Source organism: Streptomyces sp. NPDC054842, assembly GCF_053611025.1.
The window spans coordinates 1-12657 of sequence record NZ_JBSGZN010000012.1 but is presented as its reverse complement, the minus strand read 5'-3'; the positions used below and the strand labels follow the sequence as shown (position 1 = coordinate 12657).

13 protein-coding genes are annotated in these 12657 nt (G+C 74.0%); 6 read left to right on the top strand and 7 right to left on the bottom strand.

What is annotated here, in order from left to right:
• Positions 1-119 precede the first annotated feature (119 nt).
• The 3 genes from hutH to ACWGIS_RS11765 form a co-directional block, all read right to left on the bottom strand.
• Positions 120-1658, bottom strand: coding sequence for a histidine ammonia-lyase (gene hutH, locus ACWGIS_RS11775; RefSeq protein ID WP_453362368.1), 1539 nt, complete (start codon positions 1656-1658; stop codon positions 120-122).
• A gap of 118 nt (positions 1659-1776) precedes the next feature.
• A complete protein-coding gene (locus ACWGIS_RS11770) occupies positions 1777-2928 on the bottom strand; it encodes a diguanylate cyclase domain-containing protein (RefSeq protein WP_453362233.1) in 1152 nt (383 codons plus the stop codon).
• A 771-nt stretch (positions 2929-3699) separates the two neighbouring features.
• Positions 3700-4506, bottom strand: a complete 807-nt coding sequence (locus ACWGIS_RS11765) for an enoyl-CoA hydratase/isomerase family protein (protein ID WP_453362232.1) — start codon at positions 4504-4506, stop codon at positions 3700-3702.
• A gap of 201 nt (positions 4507-4707) precedes the next feature.
• On the opposite strand from ACWGIS_RS11765, the gene ACWGIS_RS11760 reads away from it, so the two are divergent.
• Positions 4708-5367 (top strand): hypothetical protein, encoded by a 660-nt coding sequence (locus ACWGIS_RS11760; RefSeq protein WP_453362231.1) that lies wholly within the window; start codon positions 4708-4710, stop codon positions 5365-5367.
• Here ACWGIS_RS11760 and ACWGIS_RS11755 read toward each other — a convergent pair.
• Positions 5342-6580: an adenylate/guanylate cyclase domain-containing protein gene (locus ACWGIS_RS11755; protein ID WP_453362230.1), complete on the bottom strand. Its 1239-nt coding sequence runs from the start codon at positions 6578-6580 to the stop codon at positions 5342-5344. The two genes, ACWGIS_RS11760 and ACWGIS_RS11755, sit on opposite strands and share 26 nt — an antisense overlap.
• A gap of 207 nt (positions 6581-6787) precedes the next feature.
• Complete coding sequence (locus ACWGIS_RS11750) at positions 6788-7672, bottom strand: biotin--[acetyl-CoA-carboxylase] ligase (protein ID WP_453362229.1); 885 nt, start codon at positions 7670-7672, stop codon at positions 6788-6790.
• Between the two features lie 131 nt (positions 7673-7803).
• Between ACWGIS_RS11750 and ACWGIS_RS11745 the strand changes: the two genes are divergently transcribed.
• Positions 7804-9405, top strand: a complete 1602-nt coding sequence (locus ACWGIS_RS11745) for an acyl-CoA carboxylase subunit beta (RefSeq protein ID WP_453362228.1) — start codon at positions 7804-7806, stop codon at positions 9403-9405.
• A gap of 17 nt (positions 9406-9422) precedes the next feature.
• Complete coding sequence (locus ACWGIS_RS11740) at positions 9423-9629, top strand: acyl-CoA carboxylase subunit epsilon (RefSeq protein ID WP_453362227.1); 207 nt, start codon at positions 9423-9425, stop codon at positions 9627-9629.
• A 15-nt stretch (positions 9630-9644) separates the two neighbouring features.
• On the opposite strand, the gene ACWGIS_RS11735 is transcribed toward ACWGIS_RS11740, so the two are convergent.
• Positions 9645-10775 (bottom strand): SGNH/GDSL hydrolase family protein, encoded by a 1131-nt coding sequence (locus ACWGIS_RS11735; protein ID WP_453362226.1) that lies wholly within the window; start codon positions 10773-10775, stop codon positions 9645-9647.
• Positions 10776-10925: 150 nt separating this feature from the next.
• Here ACWGIS_RS11735 and mmpB point away from each other — a divergent pair, with 150 nt between their 5' ends.
• Positions 10926-11054: a morphogenic membrane protein MmpB gene (gene mmpB, locus ACWGIS_RS11730; protein ID WP_453362225.1), complete on the top strand. Its 129-nt coding sequence runs from the start codon at positions 10926-10928 to the stop codon at positions 11052-11054.
• Positions 11055-11106: 52 nt separating this feature from the next.
• Entirely contained in the window at positions 11107-11727 is a 621-nt protein-coding gene (locus ACWGIS_RS11725; protein ID WP_453362224.1) for a Maf family protein, read from the top strand.
• Here ACWGIS_RS11725 and ACWGIS_RS11720 read toward each other — a convergent pair whose 3' ends face one another.
• A complete protein-coding gene (locus tag ACWGIS_RS11720; protein ID WP_453362223.1) occupies positions 11728-12207 on the bottom strand; it encodes a hypothetical protein in 480 nt (159 codons plus the stop codon).
• 354 nt (positions 12208-12561) lie between these two features.
• On the opposite strand from ACWGIS_RS11720, the gene ACWGIS_RS11715 reads away from it, so the two are divergent.
• The coding region (locus ACWGIS_RS11715) for a biotin carboxylase N-terminal domain-containing protein (RefSeq protein ID WP_279617129.1) at positions 12562-12657 on the top strand (96 nt) is incomplete at its 3' end.

Here is a 12657-nt window from a genome sequence, read left to right as displayed (position 1 = left end):
ACTGAATAGCGTATCAACGAGACCTTAGCACAGGTGGGACCGCCGCCCGGTCGGCAGCGGCCCCACCCGTATCTCCGGCACCGGCGCCGGGCGGACGCGCCCGGTGGTGCCGGGGGGACTCAGGCCAGGGGCCCCGTCACCGGCTCCACCGCGGCCACGACCCGGCCGGCCCGCACGAAGGCGTCCGCCGCGGCCAGGTCGGGCGCGAGGAAGCGGTCGGGGCCGGGACCCTGGACGCCGGCCGCGCGCACGGCCTCGATGACCGCCCGCGACGCCGGGGCCGGGGCCAGTCCCTCGCGCAGCTCGATCGCGCGGGTGGCGGCGTACAGCTCGATGGCGATGATCCGGGTGAGGTTGTCCACGGCCGTCCGCAGTTTGCGCGCCGCCGACCAGCCCATCGAGACGTGGTCCTCCTGCATCGCGGAGGAGGGGATGGAGTCCGCGGAGGCCGGTACGGCGAGCCGCTTCATCTCGCTGACCAGCGCGGCCTGCGTGTACTGGGCGATCATCAGGCCCGAGTCGACGCCGGCGTCGTCCGCGAGGAACGGCGGCAGCCCGTGCGAGCGGTTCTTGTCGAGCAGGCGGTCGGTGCGGCGCTCGGCGATGGAGCCGAGGTCGGCCGCGGCGATGGCGAGGAAGTCGAGGACGTACGCCACCGGGGCGCCGTGGAAGTTGCCGTTCGACTCGACGCGCCCGTCGGGCAGGACCACCGGGTTGTCGACGGCGGAGGCGAGTTCGCGCTCGGCGACCGTGCGGGCGTGGGCGAGGGTGTCGCGTCCGGCGCCCGCGACCTGCGGGGCGCAGCGCACGGAGTACGCGTCCTGCACGCGCGGCGCGTCGTCCTGGTGGTGGCCGGTGAGCTGCGAACCCTTCAACACCGCCAGCATGTTGGCGGCGGAGGCGCCCTGCCCGGGGTGCGGGCGGATGGCGTGCAGCTCGGGGGCGAGGACCTTGTCCGTGCCGAGCAGGGCCTCCAGGGAGAGGGCCGCGGTGACGTCGGCGGACTTGTAGAGCGTGTCCAGGTCGGCGAGGGCCATGACGAGCATGCCGAGCATGCCGTCGGTGCCGTTGAGAAGGGCGAGGCCCTCCTTCTCGCGCAGCTCGACGGGGGCGATGCCGTGCTCGGCGAGCAGTTCGCCCGCGGGCCGGACGACCCCGTCGGGGCCCTCGGCGTCCCCCTCGCCCATCAGCGTCAGCGCGCAGTGCGAGAGCGGGGCGAGGTCGCCGGAGCAGCCGAGCGAGCCGTACTCGTGGACGACGGGGGTGATGCCCGCGTTCAGGATGTCGGCCATGGTCTGCGCGACCTCGGGCCGTACGCCCGTGCGTCCCGAGCAGACGGTCTTCAGCCGCAGGAACATCAGCGCGCGGACCACCTCGCGCTCCACGCGCGGGCCCATCCCGGCCGCGTGCGAGCGGACGATGTTGCGCTGGAGCTGGGCGCGGAGTTCCGGGCTGATGTGCCGGGTCGCGAGGGCGCCGAAGCCCGTCGAGACGCCGTACACGGGGTCCGGTTTGGCGGCCAGCGCCTCCACGATCCCGCGGGCCGCGGCGAGGGCCGCCACCGCCTCGCCGGAGAGCTCGATCCGGGCGCCGCCGCGCGCCACGGCGAGTACGTCGGACGCGGTCACGCCCGACGTCCCCACCACCACAGTGTGCATATCCATATTCAGGAGCGTACGCAGTGAATTCCTCGATGTCACTAGTGGGTGGCCGGTTGACCCCTTACTCCGAGGTACGTCACGAAGGCGCCCTCGCGTCCCGGGCGCACCCGCCCGATCAGGGCCGCGGTTCATGCCGGCCCCGGAAGCGGCGGCGCTCCGCGGCTGCGGGCGGCGGGGTGTCCGCGAGGCGCACGACGGGGTCGTCCGGACCCTCGCGCCCGGCGACCACCGGCCTCGTGGCCCGCACGGCCTTCGCTCGGTACTGGGCGGCGTCGGCCAGCCGGAAGAGCCGGCGGGCGGACCGTACGGGCCCGATCGGGTCCTCGGTGGAGGCGACCCCGCAGGCCACGCCGTCGCCGAGTTCCAGCTCGGCCGCCCGCCGGCACAGCTCGTCGGCGATGCGGACGACCTCGTCGGAGGCGGGCCCGACCGCGAGCAGGCAGAACTCGTCGCCGCCGAGGCGGGCCGCCAGGGCGCCCGGGAGCATCGCCCCGCACAGCGACAGCACGGACCCGAAACGTTCCAGCAGGCGGTCGCCCACGGCGTGCCCGCGGGTGTCGTTGACCCGCTTGAGCCCGTTCAGGTCACAGACGACGAGGCTGACCACGGCGCCGTCCCGCCGGTGCAGCTCGACGGCCTCGTCGAGGCGTACGTCGACGGCGCGGCGGTTGGCCAGGCCGGTCAGCGCGTCGGTGAACGCGAGCCGGCGAGCCTCCTCCAGACGCTCGGTCTGGGCGATGCCGGCGGCCACGACGGAGGCCAGCACGGTGGCGAAGTCGGCGTCGCCGCCGTCGAAGACGGGGTCGCCCGTGCGGCGGGCCACGTACAGCTCCCCCCAGGCGCGGCCGTGCAGGACGATCGGCGCGACGACGCAGCAGCCGCGGCCGCGCCTGCGCAGGGCGGCGACCCGCTGGTGGCAGTACCCGGCGCGGCCCCCGGCCGGGCCCTCCGCCGTCTCCACCCAGGCGTTGGGCTCGCCGCCGCACGCCCAGCGCTCGTGCAGGAACTCGGTGATCTCCGGGAACTGGTGCACGGGGTAGGACTCCCCGTCGGGGAACTCCTCCTCGTCGGCCGCGCGCTCGCCCACGTTGACCAGGACGCGCAGCCTGCCGAGTTCGCGCTCCCACACGGAGAGCGCGGCGAAGCTGCCGGACAGCGCGCGGCACGCGCCGAGCGCTGCGGCCCGCCAGGACTCCCGCGGGCTGTGCGCCGCCGCCATCCCCTGCGCCAGCGCCACCACGGCCCTCAGCCGAATGTCCTCACCCATCACCACAGGCTAGGTAAATTTCCGACAATTAGGGCGATCAGTGCGCCGAACAGCCGCCCGACTGGCCGTGGCGCCCCACCCACCGGTCGGCACGACCACCATCGCGGACACGACGACGCCGGTAGGCCGTCTGGGCGCGGCATGAACATGGCCACCCCCTGGCGGGGCCGGCGTCCCCACCACGGGGGTGCGACGGGGGGAAGGTCCGTCCGGGCGGTACCGGCACCGCCGTGGGACGGAAAACACTCAGGCCCGCCCCTGAAGCGCGGCACCAGCATGGGCAGCCCGACGCCCGGCCGCCGACGTCCCTGTCCCGGGGCGCGGCGCGGGGAAACCGGCCCGCCGGGCCCCGCGACCGCCGCGGCCCGGAAAACACCAGCCCCCTGACGCGCGGCATCAAGGCGGCCGCCTGTAGCCCGGTCGGCGGCGCCCCACCCCGGAGGCGCGACGCGGGGAACATGGGCCGCCGGACGCTGTGACCACCGCGGCCCGAAGACACGCAAGGCCGCCCTGAAGCGCGGCACCAGCATGGCCGCCCGGCCCCCGGCGCCCCCATCCATCCGGGCGCGCGGCGCGGGAGCCTCCGCCCGCCGGGCGGGACGGCCACCACCGCGGGACCGACGGCACCGGGAGGCCGCCCCCGGCGCGCGGCATTTGGCGCGACCGCCCGACACCCGGCCGGCCACGCCCTCACCAACGGGGCCCGACTCCCCTGGGCTCGCGGGCGCCTCGCCAGGGCGGCCCGCGGTCAGGGCACCGGCGTCGCAGGGGTCACTCGCCCGGCCACTGCGGGTCCCGCTTCTCGTTGAAGGCCGCGACTCCTTCCGCGCGGTCGCCGGAGAAGGCGACCGAGCGCCAGGCGGCGTCCTCGACCTCCAGGCCCGCCCGCAGGTCGAGGCCGTGGCCCAGCCGCAGCGCGCGCTTGGCGGCCCGCAGGCCGACCGGCGAGTTCGCGGCGATCCGGGCGGCGAGCGCGAGCGCCTCCTCGCGGTCCCGGCCCTCGTCCACCAGCTCGTCGACCAGGCCCAGCTCCCGCGCCTCCTCGGCCCGCAGCCGCCGCGCGGTGAAGATCAGCTCCGCCGCGCGGGCCGCGCCCACCCGGCGGGGCAGCAGCTGCGTACCGCCGCCGCCGGGGATCACCCCGACCGACACCTCGGGCAGCCCGAGGACGGCGGTGCGGTCGGCCACGATCAGGTCGCAGGACAGCGCGAGCTCGAAACCGCCGCCCAGCGCGAACCCGTGCACGGCGGCGACGGTGGGCATCGGCAGCTCCAGCACCCCGGTGTACGCGGCCCGCGCCACGGGACGCTGGCGCAGCAGATCGGCGTCGCTGAAGGAGTTGCGCTCCTTGAGGTCGGCGCCGACGCAGAAGGCCCGCTCGTGCGTGGAGGTCAGCACGACCACCCGTACGTCGCGGTCGGCGGCGAGGGCGTCGCAGGCCCCGGCGACGGAGCGCGCCATGTCCGTGGACACCGCGTTCATCGCCTTGGGCCGGTCGAGCGCGAGCTCCGCGACATGCCCGTGCCGCCGTACGGCGACGAACTCCCCGAACCGCCGCTCGTCCCCTTGCTCCGCCATGACGCCCTCCTGGTTAACGCGGGTTAACACCGACGTCCCGATCATCGCAGCCGGGGCCGCCGAGGAAAAGGCGTCCCGTCCCGCCCGGCTCCTCGTTCGGGTGACACGGGCCCCGACTCCGCCCGTACGCCCGCAAGCCGCGCATAACCTGCGCACCGCTACAGCGCATCGGGGGGCGCCGACGCACCGGGAGGGACCGGCATGACGGAAACAGCGGAAGCGACACCACCGCCGGACACGGCGCCGACGGCACCGCCGACGGGCGGGGAGGCGCCCCGGGACCGCCTCGCGCCGTGGACGCGCCCCGTGCGGGGACGTCACCGCAGGCCACGGCCGCGCCGGACCCTGGTCGCGGTCGGCGGTCTCGCCCTCGCCGCCGGTGCGCTGAGCCTCGTACGGCTCACGCCCGATCCGCTGGGCGGGGGTGCCGGGCGGGTCGAGGCCGGGCCCCACGGGACCGGCGCCGCCAGCGACCCGGCGGGCAACGCCGCCGCCACCGTCGAGCCGACGCCCACGACCGGTACCGCTGCTCCTTCGGCGAGCACCGTGATGGGCGGGGCGGGTGCCACCCCGACCTCGGGGGCGACGGCCGTGCCGACGTCCGCCACGGGCACGCCCCCGCCGTCCCGGCCCGTGGACCCGGCGGCCGGCCGGACCGGCATCCCGGAGGGTCCCGCGGACCCCGTGACCTCCGCGCCGCCGGCCCCGTCGAGGCCGCCCGCCACGTCCGCCGCGCCGCGGCCCGCCCCGAGCCGCAGCACGCGCGCACCGGACCCGGGCCCGGACGACCCGGGCCTGTGCGTGCCGGTGATCGGCCTGTGCGTCGACCCGCTGGCTAGGGTGCCGCGCCCCGTCGGGTGAGCAGCCAGGGCTCCACGACGCCGAGGCCGCGCACGGGCCGCTGCCACATCGGCTGGAGCGCGAAGCGGTAGGTGGGCGGCTCCTCGCCCTCCTTCTCCGCGGCGGCCGCGGCCTCGGCGGCCTCCGCCTCGGAGGCGGGCGCCTCGCCGGTGCGGACCAGTTCCTCCGCGAAGGCCCCGTCCACCAGGACGGCGTCCCGCGGCGCTATCGACGTGAGCCGGCTCGCCAGGTTCACCGTCGTGCCGAAGACGTCGCCCATCCGGGTGGTCACGGTGCCGAAGGCGATGCCGACGCGCAGCTCCGGCATCGTCTCGTCGTTCGCCATCGTCTCGATGAGGCGCAGGGCGATCTCGGCGGCCACTCCGGCGTCGTCCGCCGCGTAGAGCACCTCGTCGCCCAGGGTCTTGATGAGCCGGCCGCCGTGCGCGGCGACCAGGTCGGCCGCGGTGGTCTCGAAGGCCTCGACGAGTTCGCCGAGCTCCTCCTCCTCCATCCGGCGGGTCAGCCGGGTGAACCCGACGAGGTCCGCGAAGCCGACGGCCAGCCGCCGGTCGACCATCTCCTCGTCGTCCGCGGCCTGGACGACCCGGCCGGTCGCGGCGGCGAGCTGGCGCCGCCACACGTACACGATGAACTCCTCCAGCTCGGGCAGGAGCAGCTCGACCAGGGGGTACGTCACCTCGGTGCGGGTCATGCCCGGCTCGGGCGGCTCGGTCAGGCCCTCCAGGAAGGAGTCGATCTGCCACTCGGCGAGCCGCGCCGTCGTCTGCCCGGTCGAGCGGGCCACCTGCACGGCCATCGCCTCGCTCAGCAGTCCCGCCTCGACGAGACCGGCGAGGCGGCGCAGGGCGAGGACGTCCGCCTCGGTGAGCGCCTTGGCCTGGCCGATGTCGGCGAAGCCCATGGCCCGCCAGAAACGGGACGCCAGTTCCATGGAGACGCCCGCGCTGCGGGCCGCCTGGAAGGGGGTGTAGCGGCGCTCGGCGCCGAGGATGAGCTGTTCGAGCCGCAGGGCGAGCGGGTCGCCCTCGCCCTGGTCGTCCTCGGAGTCCACCCGGTCGTGCGCCTCGGACCGGCCGGCCGGTGCGTCCGTACGCCCGTGCGCGTCGGTGCGGCCTCGCGGCGCAGGGGCGGCCTGCCCGGCGGTGCGCGCCGGCCCGGCGTCGGGATCGGGGTGTGCACCCGTGCCGGAGCCCGTGTCGTCGACGGTCACGCCTGCTGCCCTTCCGATCTGCCGCGGTCAGGTATCGACCGCGCTCAACTCTACGGCAGGTGTGCGCTGGCTCACTCCTGACTCGTACGGTCCTGGGGCCGGCCTCGAAACCTTTCGCTCCGGCCGCCGCCTCCCGCGCCGACCTGGGACTCCTGCCCCGGGCTCCGCTTCTCGAACGCCCGGGGTCCGGTGAACGGCGGCCCCGGTTCAGGCGGGCCGCAGGTGCACGATGTCCCCCGCGCCCACCGGCTGCTGCACGCCCTCGCCGGTGGCCAGCACCAGGCGCCCGTCCCCGTCGACGGCCACCGCCTCACCGGTGATGGACGTGTCCCCGGGGAGTTCGGCCCGGACCACTCGCCCCAGCGTCGCGCACCCGGCGGTGTACGTCTCCTGCAGACCCGACGCCCCGGGGTCGCCGCCCGCCGCCCGCCATCTGCCGTACCACTCCTCCAGCGAGCGCAGCAGGGACCGCAGGATCGTGTCGCGGTCCGTGGAGACGGCACCGGCGAGGGCGAGCGACCCGGCGCCGGGCACCGGGAGTTCGTCCTTGCGCAGGGTGACGTTGAGGCCGATACCGATGACGACACCGTCGGTGCCGGCGCGCTCGGCGAGGATGCCGCCGGCCTTGCGCTCCTCGCCGTCGACGGTGACCAGGAGGTCGTTGGGCCACTTGAGTGCCGTGTCCACGCCCGCGGAGCGCGGCAGGGCCGTCGCGACGGCGACACCGGCGAGCAGCGGCAGCCAGCCCCAGCGCTCGACGGGTACCTCGGCGGGCCTCAGCAGCACGGAGAAGAAGAGCCCGGAGCGGGCCGGAGCGGTCCACCGGCGGTCGAGCCGGCCGCGCCCCGCGTGCTGCTCCTCGGCGACGAGGACGGCGCCCTCGGCAGGCGTTCCGGGCCGTCCTGCCAGGTCGGTGTTGGTGGAGCCGGTCGCGGGTACCACGTCGAGCGAGGACCACAGACCGCCTTCCCGGACCAGCGCCCGGCGCAGGGCGGTGGCGTTCAGGGGCGGACGGTCCAGGTCCGACCAGCGGCTCGCGCGCGGGCCGTCGCCGGGCTCGTCGTGCGCGTCTGAGGAATCTCGCGGCGTCATGCAACCCACCCTAGGTGTGGTAAACGCCGCACTGCCGAACGGTATCCGCGCCACTACCCTACGAGTCAGTAGCAAACCCCTGAGCACGTCACCCTCACGTCCCCACTGAGCAGGCAGGGAGCCGCATCCCGATGTCCGAGCCGGAAGAGCTGCACCACCCCGACATCCACACCACCGCGGGCAAGCTCGCGGATCTGCAGCGGCGCATCCAAGAGGCGACGCACGCCGGCTCGGAGCGCGCCGTCGAGAAGCAGCACGCCAAGGGCAAGCTGACAGCGCGTGAGCGCATCGAACTCCTCCTCGACGAGGACTCCTTCGTGGAGCTGGACGAGTTCGCGCGGCACCGCTCGACCGACTTCGGCATGGAGAAGAACCGCCCGTACGGCGACGGTGTCGTCACCGGGTACGGCACGGTCGACGGCCGCCCCGTCGCCGTGTTCTCGCAGGACTTCACCGTCTTCGGCGGCGCCCTGGGCGAGGTCTTCGGGCAGAAGATCATGAAGGTGATGGACTTCGCGCTGAAGACGGGCTGCCCGGTCATCGGCATCAACGACTCCGGCGGCGCCCGCATCCAGGAGGGCGTCAGCGCGCTCGGGATGTACGGCGAGATCTTCCGCCGCAACACCCATGCCTCGGGCGTGATCCCGCAGATCAGCCTGGTCGTCGGCCCCTGTGCGGGCGGCGCCGTCTACTCGCCGGCGATCACCGACTTCACGATCATGGTCGACCAGACCTCGCACATGTTCATCACCGGCCCGGACGTCATCAAGACGGTGACCGGTGAGGACGTCGGCTTCGAGGAGCTGGGCGGCGCCCGCACGCACAACTCCGCGTCCGGTGTGGCCCACCACATGGCGGGCGACGAGAAGGACGCCATCGAGTACGTCAAGCAGCTGCTGTCGTACCTGCCGTCCAACAACCTCAGCGAGGCGCCGGTCTTCCCCGAGGAGGCGGACCTGACGCCGACGGACGAGGACCGCGAGCTCGACACGATCGTGCCGGACAGCGCGAACCAGCCGTACGACATGCACACCGTGATCGAACACGTCCTGGACGACGCCGAGTTCTTCGAGACGCAGGCGCTGTTCGCGCCCAACATCCTCACCGGCTTCGGCCGGGTCGAGGGCCAGCCGGTGGGCATCGTCGCCAACCAGCCGATGCAGTTCGCGGGCTGCCTGGACATCGACGCGAGCGAGAAGGCCGCGCGGTTCGTGCGCACCTGCGACGCCTTCAACGTCCCGGTGCTCACCTTCGTGGACGTGCCGGGCTTCCTGCCGGGCGTCGACCAGGAGCACACCGGCATCATCCGCCGCGGCGCCAAGCTGATCTACGCGTACGCCGAGGCGACCGTCCCGCTGATCACCATCATCACCCGCAAGGCCTTCGGCGGCGCCTACGACGTCATGGGCTCCAAGCACCTGGGCGCCGACCTCAACCTGGCGTGGCCGACGGCGCAGATCGCGGTGATGGGCGCGCAGGGCGCGGTGAACATCCTGCACCGCCGCACCATCGCGGCCGCGGAGTCCGAAGGGGACGGCGAGGCGACCCGGGCGCGGCTCATCCAGGAGTACGAGGACGCCCTCCTCAACCCGTACACGGCGGCCGAGCGCGGCTACATCGACGGTGTGATCATGCCGTCCGACACCCGTGCCCAAGTCGTCCGGGGGCTCCGCCAGCTGCGGACGAAGCGCGCGTCCCTGCCGCCGAAGAAGCACGGCAACATCCCCCTCTAGGCCCCCTGGGAGCGGTCATGACGATCAAGGTCGTACGGGGCAATCCGACCCCGGAGGAGCTGGCCGCCGCACTCGCGGTGGTCCGGGCGCGCGCCGCGGCGGCGGACACGCCGTCCGGCGCGCCCCGTGAACGGGAGGCGTGGGCGGACCCGGCGCGGCTGGCGCTGCGCCGGACGCCGGCGCCGGGCCCGCGGGCGTGGGGCCGTACGTACTGGCCCGGATAGCGCCCGTCCGCCTTCTCAGAGCAGTTCCGCGACGGCCTCGGCCATCACCGCGTACCCGGCGTCGTTCGGGTGCAGGTGGTCGCCGAAGTCGTACGCGGGGTGCAGCCGGTCCGGGTCCGCCGGGCCGGCGAGCACCGCCGCGAGGTCCACCACCGCGTCCCACTCCCCCGAGGCGCGGATCCACTCGTTCACCTCGTGGCCCACCTTCGCCGCGTGCTCGCCCCAGTGGTCGGAGCCGCCGAACGGCAGCAGGGTCGAGCCGATCACCCGCAGGCCGCGTGCGCGGGCCTGCCGTATCAACGCCCGGTGGCCGTCGATCAGTTCGTCCGCCTCGACGACCGGCGCCGGGTGGTACGTGGGCTGTTCGCGGGTCTCACCGAACCCGATGTCATTGAGCCCCAGGAGCACGACGAGGGTGTCGACGCCCGGGTGCCGCAGGACGTCCCGGGCCAGCCGGCGGACGCCCCGTTCGCCGTACCAGGCGGAGTCGTTGAGCAGCAGGTTCCCGCCGATGCCCGCGTTGAGCACGGGCCGTCCGGTGCGCCCCGCGAGCGCGTCGGACCAGCGGCGGTCGGCGCCCGGGGTCGAGCCGAAGCCGTCCGTGACGGAGTCCCCGAAGAGGGCGACGGCGTCGCCGCCGCCCGCGTCGACCTCGACGGCCGACAGGAAGTACCAGGACTCGTCGGTCTCCTCGAAGCCGTCGCCCGTGACGTCCTCCAGCAGGTCGCCCGGACCGCGGTGGCCGGTCGTGAACGCCTGTGCGTGAAAGGTCGCGGGGCCGGTGACGGCGTCGAAGTACAGGGTCACGGTCAGTGACTGCCCCGCCTCCAGCGTGAGCCCCGCCGGGTCACTGAGCACATCGCCGCGCGCGGGGACGGTGACCTCGTACGCACCCTCGAAGGCGAGCCGCCGGACCGAGCCGGGCTCGACGGCGGCACCCGCGGCCGTACGGGCGACCGTGGCGCCCGCGATCCGCAGGGGCGAGAGCCCGTAGTCGTTGGAGAGGCGGACGCGGAGACGGTCGCCGCCCGCGGTGACGCGGACGGTCTGGCGCAGCGACTGACGCCAGAAACCCTCGCGTGACCGGTTGGGCGTGAAGCCCTCGGCGGGGAGCTGGGGCGCTGCGGTCCAGGCGGTGGTGAACACAGGCGTTCCTCTCTAAAAGGCACCGGAGTTCCTTTAGCGACGCCCCTGACGGTAGCAGGCAGTGACGCGTAAGGGAACGACAGAACCGTTTAGGGAAGTTGAGTATGCGTACTCAGGCGCTCCGGATCCCGCCGCCGCACGATCGGGGACATGCTGTGGTCCGACCCCGAGAACGAGCCGCCCGAGGAACTGCGCGACATGCAGGACATGCTGCGCCGCCTCGGTGTCCTCATGGCGCTCGCGATCATGGTCGCGATGATCGTCCTCGGTCTCGGCTGACCGCGCACCGCGCGGCCCGGGACGCACCCGGCGGCGCCGATACCCTGGCGGCATGACCGATCAGCCACGCCGCCGCCTCGTGCTCGCCTCCCAGTCCCCCGCCCGGCTCGGCCTGCTGCGGCAGGCCGGACTCGCTCCCGAGGTGATCGTGAGCGGCTTCGACGAGGACAGCGTCACCGCCCCGACGCCCGCCGAACTCGCCCTCGCGCTCGCCGAGGCGAAGGCGTCCGTCGTCGCGGCGCGGCCCGAGGTCCAGGGCGCGCTCGTGATCGGCTGCGACTCGGTCCTCGACCTGGACGGAGAGGCGCTCGGCAAGCCCGCCGACGCCGAGGAGGCCACCGCGCGCTGGAAGGCGATGCGCGGCCGGGCGGGAACGCTCCAGACCGGGCACTGCGTCTACGACACGACGGCCAAGCGGTACGTGTCGGCGACGGCGTCCACCGTGGTGCGCTTCGGCGAGCCCACCGACGCCGAGATCGCCGCGTACGTCGCCTCGGGCGAACCCCTCCACGTGGCCGGGGCGTTCACCCTCGACGGCCGCTCGGCCCCGTTCGTCGAGGGCATCGACGGCGACCACGGCAACGTCATCGGCATCTCGCTGCCCACGGTGCGCCGGCTGCTCGCCGAACTGGGCGTCGGCATCACGGAGTTGTGGACGCCGCGGGACAGGTGATCAGCCCGCCGTGGGGGCCGGGGGCGCCGTGACCGGCGCTCCCCCGCCGTCCCCGGCGCCCTTCTCCGGCGGCGCGGCCGCCGGGCCCGGGCGGCGGTCGTACGCCACCAGGACGAGCACGATCAGCCCGAGCACCACCATCATGAAGACGAACGCGCCCCAGCCGACCAGCCCCACGGCGAAGGCGCCGAGCAGCGCGTGCACCACGGCGGCGCTGATCAGCAGGATGCGGCCGATGCCGGCCGGGGGCCGGTCGCGCAGCGCCACCATCAGCGCGGCCAGACCGCACAGCGCGAAGTACAGGCCGAAGACCAGCCCTCCGGCCTTCGAGGAGACGGACATCTTGTGCGGGTCGAGCCCGGCCAGGGACATGTCCTGCCGGTCGACCACCATGCCCAGGTACCAGTTCAGCAGCGCGATACCGAACGCCTCCACGAAGAGCACGATCGCCGCCACCCACGCCGCCGGTCTGCGCACCACCGGTCCCCACCCACTTCCGCGTGCTGTTACCCCAAGTACGTTCGAGACAAGCGAACGCTACTAACGGGTAAACCGCGGGACAAGGGCCCGGCGCAGGGCAAAGAATCATTGGGCCATTCGTAGGGACTCCACAAAGAAACCCTGTGGGGCGCAGCACGCTCTCACAGAGACCTTGGCCACACCGGAGGGCTAGGGTTCAGGGGAGGATTCCTGCGTACCGCGGTGCGACAAGGGATTTCGCAGGCTGAGCGAGCCTCGAATCACGCTCCGTGTGGGCAAGCTCACCATTGGGGACGGGTCGAAAGGTCGTGTCGGCTGTCCCTAAACTCGGCTTGTTTCAAGGAGGGAGTCATCGTGCGCAAGGTGCTCATCGCCAACCGTGGCGAAATCGCTGTCCGCGTGGCCCGGGCGTGCCGGGATGCCGGGATCGCGAGTGTGGCCGTCTACGCG

Bases quoted from the DNA above. Each gene is read 5' to 3' on its own strand.
- mmpB (WP_453362225.1), top strand. From the start codon at position 10,926: ATGCTGTGGTCCGACCCCGAGAACGAGCCGCCCGAGGAACTGCGCGAC.
- hutH (WP_453362368.1), bottom strand. From the start codon at position 1,658: ATGCACACTGTGGTGGTGGGGACGTCGGGCGTGACCGCGTCCGACGTA.
- ACWGIS_RS11760 (WP_453362231.1), top strand. From the start codon at position 4,708: ATGACGGAAACAGCGGAAGCGACACCACCGCCGGACACGGCGCCGACG.
- ACWGIS_RS11770 (WP_453362233.1), bottom strand. From the start codon at position 2,928: ATGGGTGAGGACATTCGGCTGAGGGCCGTGGTGGCGCTGGCGCAGGGG.
- ACWGIS_RS11750 (WP_453362229.1), bottom strand. From the start codon at position 7,672: ATGACGCCGCGAGATTCCTCAGACGCGCACGACGAGCCCGGCGACGGC.
- ACWGIS_RS11725 (WP_453362224.1), top strand. From the start codon at position 11,107: ATGACCGATCAGCCACGCCGCCGCCTCGTGCTCGCCTCCCAGTCCCCC.
- ACWGIS_RS11765 (WP_453362232.1), bottom strand. From the start codon at position 4,506: ATGGCGGAGCAAGGGGACGAGCGGCGGTTCGGGGAGTTCGTCGCCGTA.
- ACWGIS_RS11745 (WP_453362228.1), top strand. From the start codon at position 7,804: ATGTCCGAGCCGGAAGAGCTGCACCACCCCGACATCCACACCACCGCG.
- ACWGIS_RS11740 (WP_453362227.1), top strand. From the start codon at position 9,423: ATGACGATCAAGGTCGTACGGGGCAATCCGACCCCGGAGGAGCTGGCC.